General features: G+C 53.4%; 20 protein-coding genes and 1 pseudogene. 12 read left to right on the top strand and 9 right to left on the bottom strand.

What is annotated here, in order from left to right; genetic code table 11:
• The first annotated feature begins 148 nt into the window (after positions 1–148).
• Together ACQ86N_RS39285 and ACQ86N_RS39280 are read left to right on the top strand one after the other, a co-directional pair.
• Positions 149–1,279: a gliding motility-associated C-terminal domain-containing protein gene (locus tag ACQ86N_RS39285; RefSeq protein WP_431211790.1), complete on the top strand. Its 1,131-nt coding sequence runs from the start codon at positions 149–151 to the stop codon at positions 1,277–1,279.
• A gap of 413 nt (positions 1,280–1,692) precedes the next feature.
• The gene (locus ACQ86N_RS39280) at positions 1,693–2,055 is read left to right on the top strand and encodes a tetratricopeptide repeat protein (RefSeq protein ID WP_431211789.1); all 363 of its coding nucleotides are present in this window, start codon (positions 1,693–1,695) and stop codon (positions 2,053–2,055) included.
• Between the two features lie 190 nt (positions 2,056–2,245).
• Here the strand turns inward: ACQ86N_RS39280 and ACQ86N_RS39275 are convergent, their stop codons facing one another.
• A complete protein-coding gene (locus ACQ86N_RS39275; RefSeq protein ID WP_431211788.1) occupies positions 2,246–2,866 on the bottom strand; it encodes a porin family protein in 621 nt (206 codons plus the stop codon).
• A gap of 128 nt (positions 2,867–2,994) precedes the next feature.
• Between ACQ86N_RS39275 and ACQ86N_RS39270 the strand changes: the two genes are divergently transcribed.
• Complete coding sequence (locus ACQ86N_RS39270; RefSeq protein ID WP_431211787.1) at positions 2,995–3,357, top strand: hypothetical protein; 363 nt, start codon at positions 2,995–2,997, stop codon at positions 3,355–3,357.
• Positions 3,358–3,532: 175 nt separating this feature from the next.
• Here ACQ86N_RS39270 and ACQ86N_RS39265 read toward each other — a convergent pair whose 3' ends face one another.
• Together ACQ86N_RS39265 and ACQ86N_RS39260 are read right to left on the bottom strand one after the other, a co-directional pair.
• A complete protein-coding gene (locus ACQ86N_RS39265) occupies positions 3,533–4,051 on the bottom strand; it encodes a sensor histidine kinase (protein WP_431211786.1) in 519 nt (172 codons plus the stop codon).
• A gap of 22 nt (positions 4,052–4,073) precedes the next feature.
• A pseudogene (locus ACQ86N_RS39260) lies at positions 4,074–4,157 on the bottom strand (hypothetical protein); the annotation flags it as partial.
• A 1-nt stretch (position 4,158) separates the two neighbouring features.
• Between ACQ86N_RS39260 and ACQ86N_RS39255 the strand changes: the two are divergent.
• Positions 4,159–4,401 carry a hypothetical protein gene (locus ACQ86N_RS39255; protein WP_431211785.1) on the top strand — a complete coding sequence of 81 codons (243 nt, stop codon included), beginning with the start codon at positions 4,159–4,161 and terminating at the stop codon, positions 4,399–4,401.
• Between the two features lie 76 nt (positions 4,402–4,477).
• On the opposite strand, the gene ACQ86N_RS39250 is transcribed toward ACQ86N_RS39255, so the two are convergent.
• Both ACQ86N_RS39250 and ACQ86N_RS39245 read right to left on the bottom strand, forming a co-directional pair.
• Entirely contained in the window at positions 4,478–4,861 is a 384-nt protein-coding gene (locus ACQ86N_RS39250; RefSeq protein ID WP_431211784.1) for a hypothetical protein, read from the bottom strand.
• A 161-nt stretch (positions 4,862–5,022) separates the two neighbouring features.
• Positions 5,023–5,637 carry a hypothetical protein gene (locus ACQ86N_RS39245; protein ID WP_431211783.1) on the bottom strand — a complete coding sequence of 205 codons (615 nt, stop codon included), beginning with the start codon at positions 5,635–5,637 and terminating at the stop codon, positions 5,023–5,025.
• 578 nt (positions 5,638–6,215) lie between these two features.
• Here ACQ86N_RS39245 and ACQ86N_RS39240 point away from each other — a divergent pair.
• The 8 genes from ACQ86N_RS39240 to ACQ86N_RS39205 all read left to right on the top strand — a co-directional run bounded on the left by ACQ86N_RS39240 (position 6,216) and on the right by ACQ86N_RS39205 (position 11,956).
• On the top strand, positions 6,216–6,695 hold the full coding sequence (locus tag ACQ86N_RS39240) for a hypothetical protein (protein ID WP_431211782.1): 480 nt from the start codon (positions 6,216–6,218) through the stop codon (positions 6,693–6,695).
• Positions 6,692–7,318 carry a hypothetical protein gene (locus ACQ86N_RS39235; protein ID WP_431211781.1) on the top strand — a complete coding sequence of 209 codons (627 nt, stop codon included), beginning with the start codon at positions 6,692–6,694 and terminating at the stop codon, positions 7,316–7,318. Before ACQ86N_RS39240 ends, ACQ86N_RS39235 begins: the two co-directional genes overlap by 4 nt.
• Entirely contained in the window at positions 7,285–8,073 is a 789-nt protein-coding gene (locus ACQ86N_RS39230; protein WP_431211780.1) for a sensor histidine kinase, read from the top strand. The genes ACQ86N_RS39235 and ACQ86N_RS39230 overlap by 34 nt, the downstream gene beginning before the upstream one ends.
• Positions 8,066–8,704, top strand: coding sequence for a response regulator (locus ACQ86N_RS39225; protein ID WP_431211779.1), 639 nt, complete (start codon positions 8,066–8,068; stop codon positions 8,702–8,704). The genes ACQ86N_RS39230 and ACQ86N_RS39225 overlap by 8 nt, the downstream gene beginning before the upstream one ends.
• A 166-nt stretch (positions 8,705–8,870) precedes the next feature.
• Positions 8,871–9,320, top strand: a complete 450-nt coding sequence (locus tag ACQ86N_RS39220; RefSeq protein ID WP_431211778.1) for a very short patch repair endonuclease — start codon at positions 8,871–8,873, stop codon at positions 9,318–9,320.
• 133 nt (positions 9,321–9,453) lie between these two features.
• Positions 9,454–10,656, top strand: coding sequence for a DNA (cytosine-5-)-methyltransferase (dcm, locus tag ACQ86N_RS39215; RefSeq protein WP_431211777.1), 1,203 nt, complete (start codon positions 9,454–9,456; stop codon positions 10,654–10,656).
• Entirely contained in the window at positions 10,653–11,027 is a 375-nt protein-coding gene (locus ACQ86N_RS39210) for a hypothetical protein (protein ID WP_431211776.1), read from the top strand. Before dcm ends, ACQ86N_RS39210 begins: the two co-directional genes overlap by 4 nt.
• A gap of 179 nt (positions 11,028–11,206) precedes the next feature.
• The gene (locus ACQ86N_RS39205; protein ID WP_431211775.1) at positions 11,207–11,956 is read left to right on the top strand and encodes an MvaI/BcnI family restriction endonuclease; all 750 of its coding nucleotides are present in this window, start codon (positions 11,207–11,209) and stop codon (positions 11,954–11,956) included.
• 142 nt (positions 11,957–12,098) lie between these two features.
• On the opposite strand, the gene ACQ86N_RS39200 is transcribed toward ACQ86N_RS39205, so the two are convergent.
• The 4 genes from ACQ86N_RS39200 to ACQ86N_RS39185 form a co-directional block, all read right to left on the bottom strand.
• Complete coding sequence (locus tag ACQ86N_RS39200) at positions 12,099–13,352, bottom strand: FecR domain-containing protein (RefSeq protein WP_431211774.1); 1,254 nt, start codon at positions 13,350–13,352, stop codon at positions 12,099–12,101.
• Between the two features lie 215 nt (positions 13,353–13,567).
• The gene (locus ACQ86N_RS39195) at positions 13,568–14,143 is read right to left on the bottom strand and encodes an RNA polymerase sigma factor (protein WP_431211773.1); all 576 of its coding nucleotides are present in this window, start codon (positions 14,141–14,143) and stop codon (positions 13,568–13,570) included.
• A gap of 594 nt (positions 14,144–14,737) precedes the next feature.
• Complete coding sequence (locus ACQ86N_RS39190) at positions 14,738–14,950, bottom strand: hypothetical protein (RefSeq protein WP_431211772.1); 213 nt, start codon at positions 14,948–14,950, stop codon at positions 14,738–14,740.
• The gene (locus tag ACQ86N_RS39185) at positions 14,944–15,732 is read right to left on the bottom strand and encodes an alkaline phosphatase family protein (RefSeq protein ID WP_431211771.1); all 789 of its coding nucleotides are present in this window, start codon (positions 15,730–15,732) and stop codon (positions 14,944–14,946) included. Before ACQ86N_RS39185 ends, ACQ86N_RS39190 begins: the two co-directional genes overlap by 7 nt.
• Positions 15,733–15,742: the final 10 nt, after the last annotated feature.

The raw sequence follows: 15,742 nt of genomic DNA, 5'->3' as shown, positions 1-15,742 counted from the left end.
CTTCACAGTATGTCGACAGCGTTTTTGTGCGGCTGCCTTCCGCCGGTCTCAGCGCCGTCCGGCCACTGGTATGTCTGGGTCAGCCGTCGGTTTATCAGGGCACAGGCAGCGATATAAAAACCTATACCTGGACTTTGGCGACGGGAGTGTGGGAAGAGGTGTCTCTCCGGATTCTGTCGCGTCGCATATTTATGCTTTCAGCGGCGAGTATACGGTCAGGCTGGTCGTCACCGATAGCCTCGGATGCCAGGCGGCGTCGGCCACGACGGTCGACATGAAGGTACACGACCTGCCCCGGCTGGTCATTTCGCCGGATTCGCCCTATGTCTGTCTGAATAGCTCCACGACGCTGACCGCGTCGGGCGGCAACACCTATCTCTGGAGTCCTGCTACGGGGCTCGACCGGGCGGACGTCCCGGCGCCGGTGGCTTCGCCAACGGTGAATACGACCTATCAGGTGCTGACGACTGACGACGTAGGTTGTCAGAGTACGGCTGCGGTCCTGGTGAAGGTGACCGCGCCGCAGTCGGTGATGGTGACTCCGGATACGGCGAGCATCTGTCAGGGTGACGAGCTCCGGTTGGTCGAGAAGGGCGCCGACGTCTACCGCTGGATCGGGGATATCGAAGGTACGGGTGGTTCGGGTGTGATTTTGGCTAAGCCGATGGAGTCGACTGTCTTTTTGGTTATAGGTACGGACTTTCACGCCTGTTTTGCTGATACGGTGAGAATACCGGTGACCGTTCGCCCCGTGCCAACCGTGAATGCCGGTCCCGACGTGGAGGTGCTGGCGGGTGATCCGGTGACCCTGGCAGCAACCGGGAGCGCGGATATCGCGCAATGGGCATGGAGCCCTACGGACTATCTCAGTTGTACCGGCTGCGCGCAACCCGTCGCCTCGCCGAAGAAGCCGGAAGACTATATTTTGAAAGTGACCAATGACGTCGGGTGCTCGGCGAGGGACACCGTAGTGGCGAAGATCATCTGTGAGGAGGCGAGGGTAAGAATCCCGGACGCGTTTTCGCCGAACGGGGATGGTGCGAACGACCGTTTTGTCATATTGGGTATCGGCCTGGTGAGACATATCGTGATCTTTGACCGCTGGGGGGTAAAGGTCTGGGAGCGGAGCAATTTCTATCCGGCGGACGCGATCTCCTGCTGGGATGGTACGATTCACGGGCAGCCGGCCCCTGTCGGCTCTTATGTATACTTTGTGGAGATGGAATGCCCCGCGGGCGGCGTATTCTCACGGCGCGGAACCGTTGTACTCGTTCGCTGATCCAATCACCTATAAATTCTATAAAACAAAAAAGCCTCCATTGTATGGAGGCCTTTTTTATTGTAGTGGTATTGACTACGGCATTGACGGGCTCTTCTTAGCAGGAGCAGCCTTCTTAGCGGCTTTCTTCTTGGGAGCTGCTTTCTTTGCGGCTTTCTTCGGAGCTGCTTTCTTAGCGGCTTTCTTTACTGCTTTTTTGCTGCTTTCTTGGGGGCGGCTTTCTTGGCGGCCTTTTGGGAGCTGCTTTCTTAGCAGCTTTCTTTGCTTTTGCCATTTTGTTTGAATTTAATAGTTAGTAAATATGCATAAATGCATACGCAAAAATAGTGGAATAAAAATGTATATACAAACAAATTCGTTAATGTATAAAAGAATCTGTGGTTTTTTTTGTTTCCGCATCTCCTCCGGATCATATGAAACACATCTTATCTACCTCCATACTTCTTTTTTCAGTAGTCAGCAGTTTCGCTAAGACTCGCTTCGCCGACAAGGAGACCGTAATGAAATATTTTCAGGAACAGGAATTCTCCGAAGCCATCGACTATCTCAAACCCGCTGTGGAAGCCGACTCCACGAATATGACGCTGTTGGCCTGGTCCGGCTACGCGTACTACATGAGTGATCGTACCCACGAATCCGGAGACTGCTATCGCCGCATGCTGACCATCGACTCCAACAATACAACGGCGCTTCACTACCTCTTGTTGCTCGGCGACAGCGTGTCCACCGAAATGGACTATGCCAGGCGGCTGATCGTCCTTCAGCCGCTAAAATAGGCCTGGTGGAGGATCATGAGAGGCCTGTGGGCGAAGAAAGGGAAGTCGGTCGCTACCTCGCCCCCGCCCAGCCAAAAACGCCGGAGGAGCGGCGCGCCTATGCATAGGTAGAAGCGCGCTGGGCAGGAAAAATAAGGGCGACCACAAGGCCGCCCCATTCCATCCTTACAGGCTGCTTGATCAGACGGAATTACAATCTATAAAAAGCCCCTGCTTGCAGAGTCCGTCCATAGGCCTTACCCGCGGGCTCGCCGTCGACGGCTTTGCCGAGCTTGCTAAACCCAAAATTATAGCGGAGGTTAAACCCGATCTTCCCTTCCGCGATGGCATATCCCACTCCGATCACCCACGAGAGATTGGTCTTTTTGAACTCGTCTTTGATATCGGTCGATTCGCCCGCAGCCCTGAGCTTTGCCGAGAGCAGATAACCAAGCTGCGGCCCCGACTGTACAAAGAATCCGCTGGGGTGCTGATACTGCAGCAGTACCGGCAGGTCGATATAGTTGAGGTGCGCTTTGGCGGTAGTCTCGATGATCTGGTCGCCGTCTCCCTGACCTTCCACTTTCATCTTTGCGCCTTCGGTGCTGAAGAATAGCTCCGGCTGCAGGCTGAGGTCGCCATTGGGCAGCTTCGCCTTCAGCGGTATCCCAGCCTGAACGCCGGCATGGAAGCCGACCATGGCGCTCGTGCCGGGCGCGTCCTTGCCTTGTACGCCGGAGAGGTTGAGGCCGCCCTTGACGCCAAAACTAACTTGTGCCTGAGAGAGAGTAGCGAGTGTGATCCCGATTGCTAGTAACAGTGTCTTTTTCATAATGGTTAATTTAATTTTTTTGCAAAGAAAGGGCGGTCGCCGTGGCGGCGAAGGTCAATGCTGAATGAAGCGTTAATTCTTGCGGGATGAATTGCGCGGTCCGCGCTGTTTTATTATATTTAGAGTCTATGCGGCAAGTCATCTTCTTCGCTTTTGTCGTCTTATCCTTCCTGTCGTTCGGACTGTGGATGTCCGCAATGGGTTGGCTGTTCTTTCCTTCCGATCCCGTTCCCGCCACTCAGAGCCGCGATGCCTCCATCGGCAATCTCCTCGTCGGCATAACTTCCGTCATAAAGGCTTTCCCCATAGTAGTCGCCGCCTGGTTTCTCTTTCTCGACCTTGTCACCTGGGGCGCGATGACGATCGCAGCCTGCGCGGGAGCGACCGAACTCCAAAAGGGCTTCCGCTATTCCCTGATCTATAGTATGGTCCTAAGTTTTTTCACCGTGATCATGGCCGGCTGGTCGGTGGTAATTCGTATACTTGCGTGAGATGAAAATTACTTTATCCGTCGTATCGATCCTTTGCGGTCTGCTGGTCTTGCTGTGCAGACGGAAAAATTAGAACACAAGTTCCCCACGACATACCTGATTCCATAAAAGAAGCACCGTACGATGGTTGGAGGTCTATTCCCATATCGGTATCCCCCCATGAGGGTAACTGAACCTATTCATACGGCATCATCACCGTGACCGTCGTCCCCTCCCCGGGCTTACTCGAAATAATCCCGGATCCTCCCGTCAGCCTCGCGCGATTGCGGATATTCTGTAGTCCCAATCCCCTGGCGGCCCCCCTCAGCGTCACTTCAGGATCAAACCCCTTTCCATCATCCCGAACTCTTACCCGCAGCTGGTCGGGATACCAGGTAAATCCGATATTGACCGAGGTGGCGCCCGCGTGCTTGACGCAATTCTGCAGACATTCCTGGATAATGCGGAACAGGATCAGCTGTTTGTCCTCCGTGATGTCCCGCTCGGAGCCCTCGGAGGTCACCGACACCAGCAACAGACCGGCGCGCGTGATGCGCTGGCCCTCTTCTTCCGCCGCCTGGCGGATGCCCAGCGCGCTGATATGACCGGTGTGAAGACTGCGGGAAAGATTGCGGAGCTCCCGGATCGCGCGGGCGACATTCTCGCGGGCAGAGCTGAGCGTTTCCTCGGTCGACAAGGGCAGAGTCTTCGACACTGCTAAGCTGCATTTTGGCGAGGCTGAGCAACTGGCCGACATTGTCGTGTATCTCTTCGCTGATATGCGTAAAGGCCTGCTCCTGTACTTCGAGACGGGCTTGCATCATGCTGCTGGTCGAACTGGGCCTTCATTGCCTTCTTCTCCTGGGCGGTCTGGCGGCGGCGGTAGTTGTAATACACTATCATTGCCAAAAAGAGCACGCCGAAGAACAGCAGGATCAGGGTACCCGCTATAATGGTGGACGTTATTTGCTGGTTTGCATCCGGCATAGAAGAAATGCGCAACTGTACCCCGTATATAACACGGCGTTGGCAATTGGCATGATAGCAAAATATAACACTTTATGACGTATTTCTATATCATGTACGACAATATATTTCTGCAGTCCCAGCAGGATAAGAGTGACCAGGCTGAAAAGTAGGATCATGGCATTGAGACAAAACCTGGGGTCCTGCAGGATAAAGGCCTCTTCATCCCTGCCGCCGATAGCCAGCCTTGCGATGGCCAGGCAGGAAAGCATGATATTGGCCCCTGGATCAGCAGGTTGGAATAGGTGTTGAACTCCTGCGGCCCCTGGTCAAAGAAGAAATTATAGAGGACGAGAACCTCCAGAAGTATGGCGGCGCCGAAATAGTATTGCTTCTGCCGGCGGGTAAAAGCGAGCAGGATCGAGAACAGGTAGAGGAACAGCGGCGTGGACAGTACCAGGTAGAGATTGTAAATAAGGTAATTGTTCTTCCAGTGAAAGATCCGCCAGTTGGTGCCGATCAGCTCCGTGAAGAGGTCCAGCACCAGGATGGGGATCATGATCCCCAGCGAATATAGCCTCAGCCCCCTGCGGCAAAAGATCGCGCACAGGAGGCTGAAGACACTGGAAATATGTGTACCAGTGTATTCTCATGTTGTAGTGGCTGCGGCTATTGGTCAGGGCCGCGGAACCCACAGAAGCCGCAAAAACCGCGTAAGCCCTAAGGCTCCAGTCCTCCGAGCTCATAGCCGCCCGATCCGGGATCTGTGTTGGGCATAGCCGCCGCAGCTTTGGCCTTGGCCTTTTTCGCGGCGTCCGTAAGACGGTAAGCCGGCACGATAAAGGTCGTGATCCGTCCCGTCAGCGAGGCGTCCTGCGCCATGTCCTTGACAAAGGTAGCGGTACAAACGCCAAACCGCAGCTGAAAATCCAGATTCGCTCCCTTCCCGTCCGGGTCATACTTCGCGACCACGTCCTGCATCCAGGCGATAAGCCCGCTGCCCTGAAGGCTCTCGGCGGTGGTGATCGGATAGGTCATAGAAGGGAAATTTTTGATCGGCTGCGGCGCACCGGCCTGGATGCCGTAGAGGTTCATCACGGCGACAAAAGAGTCGAGACAGGGCTGGTATTCCGACCGGGGAACGACCTGGCCGTTGCCATAATTCGAACCCGCCGCGCGGGCGCCGGATCCCCCATGCCCCCCAAAAACATTCTCGATGATCTCGAGCCGGAGGTCCTTTTCGGCCCGGGTCGGGGCAGAAGCGCCGCCATTCCTCCAGGCGCCATAAACAAAAGCCATTAACAGGAGACTACACGCAAAGATGGTCGATTTCATGAACGAACAATTTAGATGGTTAGTGATGGGCTAATATAGGGGATGGAACCCGTGAGAACAAGGGTGAAAAAACGGTTTTATACAGGCACAAAGGCCTTATTGTATCTGGCCCATTGCTATCGGCTGATTGACGTTGAGGTTGATGGCGACCTCATAGACGCTTAGCGCGTAATCGCTGACCGATAACTTTATCCAGCCATAATGGTAGGAACTGTAACTTCCGCCGGATCGTATCCTGAACGCAATAAATCCGGATCCCGCATGAAAATAGCCGAGGTAACTTCCAGATACGCTGACATTCAGGCAAAGGTTGACGGTTTGAAACCCGGCAGAAAGATCGGCATTCCTGCTGATCGATTAAAACCCCCGGTATTGTAGTATATTAGGGTGTTTTTCACGGTATCCGTCCTGCCATCCCGTCCGTACTTTTGATACTGTAATTGACATTCTTCACTCTAAATTCCTATTTAAGTATGGACAGAACTTTTGATGTTAATGGCCGCCTCATTCTTGATGGCGTGCCAATAGCGACCTCGATTCAGGACATCCGCGGAAAAGTTTTCGCATGGTATGCTAAAATGAAAAAGGTCGCCGATTACCTCGAAAAGAACGGCGCACCTCCCGAGATCCGGATCAACCCGGAAGAGGTATTCCTGCAATACTATATCGACAAGGCCGCAATCACCCGGCTTATCAATATCTCGATGCAGGACGATTTTGCCCAGTATGGCGTATTCTTCGGTCTGGAAGACCCGGAGACCCAAAAACCTCCGCACGACCCCACCGCTTCCTTCGGCCGGCCGACCGCCTGTTTCCTCGGACTTGACAAATACAACAATATCCTCGGCTGCCATTTCCCGAAGATCCCCGTCGGGTCTAATGTCGTACAAGTCATCGACGGAGAAGACACACGGCCTCCCTCCCCTCCTCCAGGTGCGGCAGAGGAAGGCGCGGGGCAGGAGTCTACACCCGAGAACCAGTTCACGCTAACCACGGACGCAGGAACCCTCGACACCTATTTTAATGTGGACGGTGAAGGGAGGCAACGCATTAAATGAAATATATCTACTATGCACTGCTCCTGTCGGGACTGGCGATCGTCCTGATACGCTGGAGACATCTCGGCAGGAGCCTGCATTTGTTCGCGCCGCTGTATATTTCGATTCTCCTGACGGAGTTCGTCTCCGACATGACCCATACCTATTTCCTTTACCATATCAACCAGGCCATCGACTGCGGTCTGCTTTGTCTGTACTATTACCTGCTGTTTGAAGGCGATCCGCTGCGCAAATACATCTGGAGCGCATATCTGCTGTATTTTGGGTTCTTTACGGCGTATTTCATCCGATACCCGGCAAATTTTTTCGGTTTCGATCCCATAGACTTTGTGATGATGGGAGTTTTTCTCACCCTGTTCTCACTGTACTACCTGATAGGGCTCTATCGTACCGAGGAGCAGCTGCCCTTCCTTCGGCATTCGCATTTCTGGATCGTGGTCGGCAACCTATTGTTCTATTCCGGAGCCTCCTTCTTCATGGGATTCGCGTTTACGCTGATGAAACTCAACAGGACCCTCTATATCGAACTCAGCTATATCGTACAAGTGCTGAACCTGCTGCTGTATTCTATATATATTAAAGGACTGCTATGCCCGCCATTGCCGGTGAAGAGGCCAGACTGACGATACTACTGGGGACCACTATTATCCTGTTATTTGGCATTGCCATCATATCCCTGCTGACCATATTCCAGAAAAAAAGCCAGTTGAACCAGAAAGAAAAAGAGATCATGAAAACAGCTTACGACAAGGCCATCCTGCAGGCCCAACTGGAAATACAGGAACAGACGTTCAGCGTGATCAGCAGCGAGCTGCACGACAATGTCGGGCAGGTCCTCAGCCTGGCCAAGGTGCAGATCAATATCATGAACGAAAGCAACGACCTGAACAAGGAAATGCTCGGCGTCATAAAGGAAAATATCGGCAAGGCCATGACCGATCTGCGCGATATCGCCAAAGGACTAAGCCCCGAACGTATCCAGCTGGTGAGTCTCTATCATATCGTAAAGGACGAGCTGGACAGGATCAACCACACCGGCATCCTGACCACCGCCCTTTGTGTCGAAGGCCAGGAGCGGTCGCTGGAAGGCAGGAAGAAGCTGATCCTCTTCCGTATCATCCAGGAATGCATCCAGAATTGTCTGAAACACGCACAGGCCTCCTGTCTGCGCGTCACCCTGCTGTATCTGGACGGGGCGCTGCAGGTGACGGTGGCCGATGACGGCAGGGGCTTCGACAGCGACGGTGCTCCGAAAGACCAGGACGGTCTGGGGCTCCTCAACATACAGCGAAGGGCCTGGCTGGCCGGAGGTGACAGTCGCATTGAAAGCAAACCCGATAAAGGAACAACCATAATTATCAGTATCCCGTATGAATGACATAAGAAAAATAGCCATCGTCGACGACCACACCATGTTTAGGCGCGGCCTTTGCTCGCTGATCAATCTTTTTCCCGGCTATACCGTCGTCCTCGACGCCGCCAACGGCAACGATTTTATCCGCCAGCTGAATCCGGACATGCTGCCCGACATCCTCCTTCTCGACATCGCCATGCCCGAGATGGACGGATTCGCGCTGGCCACCTGGCTGAAGAATAACCATCCCTCCGTAAAGGTCCTCGCCCTGAGCACGATGGATTCCGACATCGCCATCATCCGGATGATAAAAGCCGGCGCGCGCGGCTACCTCCTCAAAGACGCCGAGCCTTCCGAGCTCCGCCGGGCGTTCGACGACGTCATGAGCCCGGGCTACTACTACAACGACCTCGTCTCCCGCAAGCTCCTGCTGTCCTCCGGCGCCGAAGTCCCTGCCGACCGCCTGACCGACCGGGAACAAACCTTCCTCAAACTGGCCTGCAGCGAAAAGACCTACTACGAGATCGCCAAAGAGATGTTCGTAAGCGAACGCACGGTCGACGGCTACCGCGACGCCCTCTTCAAAAAATTACAGGTCACGAGCCGCGTCGGGCTGGTGCTCTATGCGGTAAAGAATGGGCTGATCCTGGTGTAAGGCGTATTCCAAGATGTATTTTTTCTCTGGATGCCCGCCGGGGCGCAGTTTGCCGTAATTTTACAGGTACCGGTTCACACGGTTCACGCAACACCCGCCGGGGATCAACTCACGTCCCCGGAGTCCAGGTGTCCGCGGTTCACGCAACCACCGGCTACTAACCACAATGTCAGACGTACATTCCGCAGAAGTCCGCAGCTACAACATGAGCCGGATCAGGTCAAAGGATACCAAGCCGGAGCTGATCATCCGCAAGATCCTTTTTGCCAACGGCTTCCGCTTCAGGCTCCACCGCGCCGACCTCCCCGGCAAACCGGACATCGTCCTCGCCAAATATAAAACCGTAATATTTGTTCACGGCTGCTTCTGGCACGGTCACGACGGCTGCAAATACTTCGTCGTGCCAAAATCCAGGACTGAATGGTGGCTGAATAAAATAAACCGCAACAAAGAACTGGACCAAATAAATACAGCCAAACTGAAATCAATGGGCTGGCGCGTCATCGAAATCTTCGAGTGCCACCTAAAAAAGAGCGAGCTGGAAAAAACCGCCGATTGGTTGGTAGGCGAGCTGCGGCGAGTTCAAAAAATTAGCACCATTACCCAGGAAATTTAGTATTTTTGCGCCACCCCCGTTATGCACAGCCCTGGAAATTAATGTGGAAATTAAAAAATCGTCATACGGAGCAAATTATCAAATTTTACGATCGTACGGGAGTCCAACGCTCTACGTATTTAATTGGTGACCAATGAGTAAGAAATATTCCGATATAAAAACCACGCTGGGGATCGAGGTGGACAACAAGACGGATAACCGTCCCGCCTACCTGACCCACTACCTGCAGAACCATAAGAACGGCGTTTCGCAGTTCTTCAAACCCGGCGCGGAGGAATACCTCAACGAGATCATCGAAAAGAAAAGCCTCGGCAAAACCAGGGGATTCGAGGACTATCTACCCGAAAAATGGGACGTGCCATTCCCCTTTCCCGACCAGCCGAAGTTCAAGTTCATCGACCTGTTCGCCGGCATCGGCGGCATCCGCCTTGCTTACCAGCATCTGGGCGGAAAATGCGTCTTCACCAGCGAATGGAACAACTACGCCAAGAAGACCTATCACGCCAATTTCGGCAAGGTGCCGTTCGGCGATATCACCCAGTTCAAAGAGTCCGATATTCCGGATCACGAGGTCCTGCTCGCCGGATTTCCTTGTCAGCCGTTTTCGATCGCCGGAGTATCGAAGAAGAATGCGCTTGGAAGGGCGCACGGCTTTCTCGACGAGACCCAGGGTACATTGTTCTTCGACGTAGCCAGGATCATCAAACACAAGAGACCAAAAGCCTTCATGCTCGAGAACGTAAAGAACCTGGTGTCTCACGACAAGGGCAATACGTTTCGGGTGATCTCCAATACGCTGAAGGAACTGGGCTATTCCGTTCACTTCAAAGTACTCGACGGGAAACATTTTGTCCCTCAGCACAGAGAGCGTATCATCATCGTCGGATTTGACCTGAAGGTCTTCGACGGAAAAGAAGGCTTTGAGTTTCCCAAATTACCGGAACCCTCCAATAAAATAAAAGACATCCTCGAACCAAAGGTCGACGCGAAATATACCCTCACGGACAAGCTGTGGGAATACCTTCAGAACTATGCGGCCAAACACAAAGAAAAAGGCAACGGCTTTGGATTTGGGCTGGTGGATCTGGACGGCATTACCCGGACCATCTCCGCGAGATACTATAAAGACGGCTCCGAGATCCTGATCCCGCAAAAAGGGAAGAACCCAAGGAGGTTGACGCCGAGAGAATGCGCGAGGCTACAGGGCTTCCCGGACGACTTCGTGATCCCCGTCAGCGATACCCAGGCCTACAAGCAGTTCGGGAATTCGGTGACCGTCCCGCTAATGCACGCCGTCGCGAAGAAGGTAGTAAAAGAGATTCTCGCCAATAAATGAATTTTGAGGAGTTAAAATCTGTTTTCTCGGCCAATGGTTGCCGTGAGGTATTTGTCAAGAAGCTATCCCCAAACGACAATTCCAAAAATCAGGTCTATCTGGGCGGCAGCCTGGACCTGCTGAATATTTTCCCTGTTTCCGAGGTAAAGTCGATGGAAGATGACCACCGGAAGGTGACCATTTTCCGCGCCGATATGAGTTTTAGCTGGGTCGGCGAAGACGGCCAGCTCTACACCGCCCCCGACTCAAAGCTGATCCTTTATCCTCAGTACCCGGAAGTACGATGGTCGGGCTTTCTAAAAGGATGTAAAAACCCGCCCTCGGCATTGATGGCATCGAGGCTGGAAGGGCGCCTGCTTTTCTCTCCATAACCAGTGACAAAAAGGTATTGGGCTATGTCGCCGCGGCGGACTCGGAGATTGCAGACGAATACGCCGCCCAGCCAGTGCACGCCGGACGGCCGTGGATTCTTCTATATCGTAACCCTTGCGGGTAGGGGAGACAACAGACAGTCGCTGTTCGCGGAACTCCGCAGGATCCACCGCCTTGGTTGGATCAACTCGCAGCGGATGAATGCCAGGGTGAGGTCATCCCCTACGAATCACCCAATGGAGGTGGCTATACCCTGGAGGCAGAGCTGGGTATACTGCCCAACGGCAATTCGGATCCCGACTATATGGGCTGGGAAGTCAAGCAGTACAGCGTAAAACAGTTGTCAAAGCCCGGCAGCGCCGTTATAACGCTGATGACCCCCGAACCAACCGGAGGCCAGTACAGGGACGAAGGAGTGGGTGTATTTCTTCAGAAATATGGCTACCCTGACAAGCGCGGACGGGAGAATCGGATCAATTTCGGGGGCATACACCGGCACGGAGAAGTGCACAGGACGACCTCACTCGAGATGAGGCTTATCGGCTTCGACGTGCCGACCGGGAAGATCCTCGATCCCTACGGAATGGTCGCACTGTTCAACAGAGATGGAGAAGTAGCGGCCAGCTGGAGCTTTGCCAGTCTCCTCGGCCACTGGGCCAAAAAACATAACCGGGCCTGTTATGTGCCTTCAGTGTGCTCAAAGTCCGGAGGCACAAAATACAGATATGGCAGCCAGCTGATACTGGGTACGGGAGCGGATTTCGAGCTGTTCCTGCAACTGATGGCGAAGGGCCGTATCTACTATGACCCGGCCATTAAGCAGGAGGGTGACGGAGTCCGTTCGAAAACGAAGAGGCGAAGTCAGTTTCGTATCCAGTCGAAATGGCTCAAACACCTTTACCAGAACTATGAGATCGCCGAATTGTAGGAAGGGTAGGTTTTCGCCAACTTTGGTGTCAAATACGACCATATCCCACTGGACAAATTCGCGGAACTAAAAGGTCTCGGCGAGACCGGAGTGGATGTTAAAGGAATGCTGCTGGCGGGCATCGAAAAAAGAATGCTTAATCCTACGGCTTCACCACCAATTCTCTTCCGTTCAACTGAAAATGAATATGTTCATTCTCCAATCCCTTCAGCACCACCGACAGCGGCAGGTTCCGCTGGATCTTACCCATTCCGTTGAATTGCTGGTCTTCGATCTTCTCTTCATACCGAACATCGACATCATACCAGCGGGCAAGCTGACGCATCGTCGTCTGGAGTGAGGCATGATCAAAATGGAAGAAACCGTTCTTCCACGCGGTGATCTCCGCAACATTTACATGGTCAAGGGTTTTGAGGCTGCCTTTTTCGTCAAGGACAGACTGCTCTTCAGGTTTTAGGAGGGTGCTGGCACTGCCGTTTACGAATCGTACGCTGCCTTCAACCAGCGTCGTACGTTCCGCGCCTTCGTCTTCATACGCCATAATATTGAAGGAAGTACCGAGTACTTCGATAGTACTAATCCGCTCGCCCTTCTTCACAGCCACTTTGAAAGGATGCGCCGCGTCTTTCGCGACCTCGAAATAAGCTTCGCCGGTCAGCTCGACTTCGCGCGAACCGCCGCTGAAAGCAACGGGATAGCGGATCGAAGAAGCATTATTCAGCCAAACCCGCGATCCGTCGGGAAGCGTCAGCGTAAACTGACCCGCCCGCGGCGTGCTTAGCGTATTGAACAGGGCAGCGGCCGTCAGAGTCTCCGACGCTTTCTTATAAGCCAGCTGGCCGTCGCCTAATTTCGTGACGTTCATATTGCCCTGGCTCGCAACGACTCCATTCCCACTGTTGTCCAGATTGATCTGCTGACCATTCGACAGCGTCAGCGTCGCCCTGTTCCCACCAGGCTGCGCATCAGCCGGCGCAGAAGCCACCTGCGGCTGAACTTCGGGAACCACCGCCCCACGTGAACCGTGCTTCACCACCCAATACCCACCTCCCGCAATCGCCGCAACCGCCACCGCCGCCGCAATCCTGCGCCACCAGCGGGTACCCGCACCGAGAGGCACTACCGGCGCCTCGGCCACCGCACCCTCACTCCTCCAGCTTCCTTCTTCTTCCAGCCTGCTACTCAACTGGTCCCATATCCGGGAATGAGAAGTCTGTTGCATCTGTTTGAGACTATCTTTCATCCAGTCCGTCTGGTTCCTGATATCATTGATCATCGCCTCACGGCTAGGGTCCGCCTCCAGCCACTGCTGTAAAAATGCGGTCTCCTCCGGAGAGAGATCCTCTTCCCTCACGTACTTGATTACAATCCGATCTATATCAAAAGAATGCTCCATAAAATATTTACACTTCTCCTCTCCGGGCCACGTGACGGCTAACATTTTAACCAATCCAGCCGGATTAAGAATTCGTTAAATAATATGTGGGACAAAAAATTTAAACAAAAGGTAAATTTTTTGTCCCAAACAATAATGTCTGTACACTTCGGCCAAAGGCCTCGTGTGTAACCGAACGCAATGTTCAGTCTTCAACCGAACACACAGTCCGGCCTTTATTTCAATAGGTGAAAGGCGGTGGCCAGCAGGAAGCCGGGCGCACCAGCAAGGAGCCATTTCAGTTTGAGTCCACTCTTTCTTAAGGTTTCCAGGGCCTTAGCCTTATGGTTTAGGACGGTTTGACTGTTCAATTGCATCATTTCCGCGATCTCGTGCGTCGTCTTCTGCTCGAAGAAATACAGCCGCAATATAGTCTTGCGCTGACGGGGCAACTTCTCGATCTCCTGCAGGATGCTCTGGAAAAGGACGGCCTTGACACGCTCCGTCTCCAGCTGCTCGTCGATGCCGGTCTCCAGGTAGGCGAGATCGTGTTTGCTTTCGCGTTGTTTGTTCTTCAGGCGCAGGTGGTCGATCGCCTCATTGCGCACGATGACATAGAGCCACCGCTTCACGTGCTCGTAAGACTTCATGCCCGCACGCGCATGAAACAACTTGTAGAAGGCATTGGCGACAATGTCTTCCGAATCGACCAGCGAATGGATGATATTCTCCACAAAGAAGGTCAGCGGCCGGGCCATCCGGTCATATACCCATCGGAATGCCTCCTTGTCTCCTTCGCGGAAGGAAACCATGATGGCCTCTTCATTATCTAAGACCGCGTTATCAGCTCTTGTACTTGCCTGCATGCCTAAAACTGTAAATTGATGTATACGGATTCTTATTTCATTTCACAATGACGCACCACGTTCTCCCAGGAACTTCGGCGGAACATTCCACCCCGTCCGGGAATCTAAAAGGATATAAGTTTAAAGGCCTTCATGATAGGCGGGAAGGTGACGAGCAATCGATGGTTGGTACACGGAATTTTTCATGCAGGATGGGCCTCAGCCCTTCGCGCTGCAAATAAATTCAATTTCCGTGATTATACGCAACATATTTTTCGTTTCATTTAATTTCTACGGACTAAAACTAATGTTTTATAGTCGAAAAAACTACAATCTTTATAAAATCGTACGGGCTTCCCTCTCACCCGGCGAATATCACAACCTCAGCGGAAAAAAATAACAGTTCCGTATAAACGCAAACACCTCCACCTTCTCATAGGAGATAGCGTAGGATTTAAAGAAGATGCTAAAATAAGAATAAGGAAAAAAGGAATAGTCGAATGGCCACTACAAGTTATAAAAAATCCCGCGAATTTGCCAGCGGGATCTTTTGTATTTCGGTTACTTTTTTATTAAGCCCGGATAGAGGATGCCGTCGGGACAGGGAAACTCGAGGCCTAATAGCCTGGCCACCAGTGGCGCCACGTCCTGCGTTCCCATCTCCGGAATAACAGCGCCCTTATATATTCCCGCCCCATAGGCTATAAAGCCCGTGAACATCTGCGGCTCGTCGTTCATGAATCCGTGCGTCCCGCCATGCGCCGCCCTCAGCACCTCCCCTCCGAAGCATTGCCGACCGCCACACCAAGCGCCGGAGCCAGCGCCAGAGCCGCCGATGAATCCACACCCAGCCTGTCCAGCTCCGGACGCTCAAGTATCCGGAACAAATGCCGGTACTTCTCGGGCACCGAACGCATCACCTTCAACACCTCCCCAAGCGTCTTCAAATCCTTCTTGTCCTCCAGATAGAACAAGGCCGCCCCGCTGGCTGACATGAATCGGGAGCGCCAGTGCTGCCCCTTCTGAAACAACCCGGCCTGTGCCAGCCAGACATTCGGCTCCAGCGCCGCATGGATGTCTGTAAATCCGTGATCGCCACAGATCAATATCGCCGTACTGTCTTTAATACCCGCCCGGCGCACAGCCTCCAGCACCGATCCCACCGCCCGGTCCGCCGCCGCAACCGCCGTCCTCACCTCATAACCCTCCCGCCCATGGTCATGCTGCGCATGATCCGTCTCCGTGATATGAAAGGTCGTAAAAGCCGGCTTGTACTTCATGATAATATAGGCCGCAATGCGCCCGGCATTCTCGTCCGTGCGCAACAGGTCGTCGCTATTGATCTCCTCGCTGAACACCTTCCCCAATACATTGGCTTCCAGTTCATCCCAGAGGCCGGAAGGACGAACCGCGCTCCGCATCAGCGCAATATTGTCGGTCCTGGCATCAAAGCCCCAGTAATCCGGAAAATTGAAGTCGATCGACGCCGCTCCAACGGTAACGGGCCAGTCCACAGCCGCTGTAACTCTGCCAGTTGCGTGAACGGCGTCGAACAAAGTGGGTAAT

It is taken from the genome of Puia sp. P3 (assembly GCF_050632245.1).
Lineage (GTDB): Bacteria > Bacteroidota > Bacteroidia > Chitinophagales > Chitinophagaceae > Puia.
This window is presented reverse-complemented; position numbering and strand designations above follow the sequence as displayed.

Bases quoted from the DNA above. Each gene is read 5' to 3' on its own strand.
- ACQ86N_RS39280 (WP_431211789.1), top strand. From the start codon at position 1,693: ATGAAACACATCTTATCTACCTCCATACTTCTTTTTTCAGTAGTCAGC.
- ACQ86N_RS39225 (WP_431211779.1), top strand. From the start codon at position 8,066: ATGAATGACATAAGAAAAATAGCCATCGTCGACGACCACACCATGTTT.
- ACQ86N_RS39245 (WP_431211783.1), bottom strand. From the start codon at position 5,637: ATGAAATCGACCATCTTTGCGTGTAGTCTCCTGTTAATGGCTTTTGTT.
- ACQ86N_RS39195 (WP_431211773.1), bottom strand. From the start codon at position 14,143: ATGGTTTCCTTCCGCGAAGGAGACAAGGAGGCATTCCGATGGGTATAT.
- ACQ86N_RS39250 (WP_431211784.1), bottom strand. From the start codon at position 4,861: ATGATCCCCATCCTGGTGCTGGACCTCTTCACGGAGCTGATCGGCACC.
- ACQ86N_RS39210 (WP_431211776.1), top strand. From the start codon at position 10,653: ATGAATTTTGAGGAGTTAAAATCTGTTTTCTCGGCCAATGGTTGCCGT.
- dcm (WP_431211777.1), top strand. From the start codon at position 9,454: ATGAGTAAGAAATATTCCGATATAAAAACCACGCTGGGGATCGAGGTG.
- ACQ86N_RS39230 (WP_431211780.1), top strand. From the start codon at position 7,285: ATGCCCGCCATTGCCGGTGAAGAGGCCAGACTGACGATACTACTGGGG.
- ACQ86N_RS39275 (WP_431211788.1), bottom strand. From the start codon at position 2,866: ATGAAAAAGACACTGTTACTAGCAATCGGGATCACACTCGCTACTCTC.
- ACQ86N_RS39220 (WP_431211778.1), top strand. From the start codon at position 8,871: ATGTCAGACGTACATTCCGCAGAAGTCCGCAGCTACAACATGAGCCGG.
- ACQ86N_RS39235 (WP_431211781.1), top strand. From the start codon at position 6,692: ATGAAATATATCTACTATGCACTGCTCCTGTCGGGACTGGCGATCGTC.
- ACQ86N_RS39200 (WP_431211774.1), bottom strand. From the start codon at position 13,352: ATGGAGCATTCTTTTGATATAGATCGGATTGTAATCAAGTACGTGAGG.
- ACQ86N_RS39255 (WP_431211785.1), top strand. From the start codon at position 4,159: ATGCTGCTGGTCGAACTGGGCCTTCATTGCCTTCTTCTCCTGGGCGGT.
- ACQ86N_RS39270 (WP_431211787.1), top strand. From the start codon at position 2,995: ATGCGGCAAGTCATCTTCTTCGCTTTTGTCGTCTTATCCTTCCTGTCG.
- ACQ86N_RS39240 (WP_431211782.1), top strand. From the start codon at position 6,216: ATGAAAAAGGTCGCCGATTACCTCGAAAAGAACGGCGCACCTCCCGAG.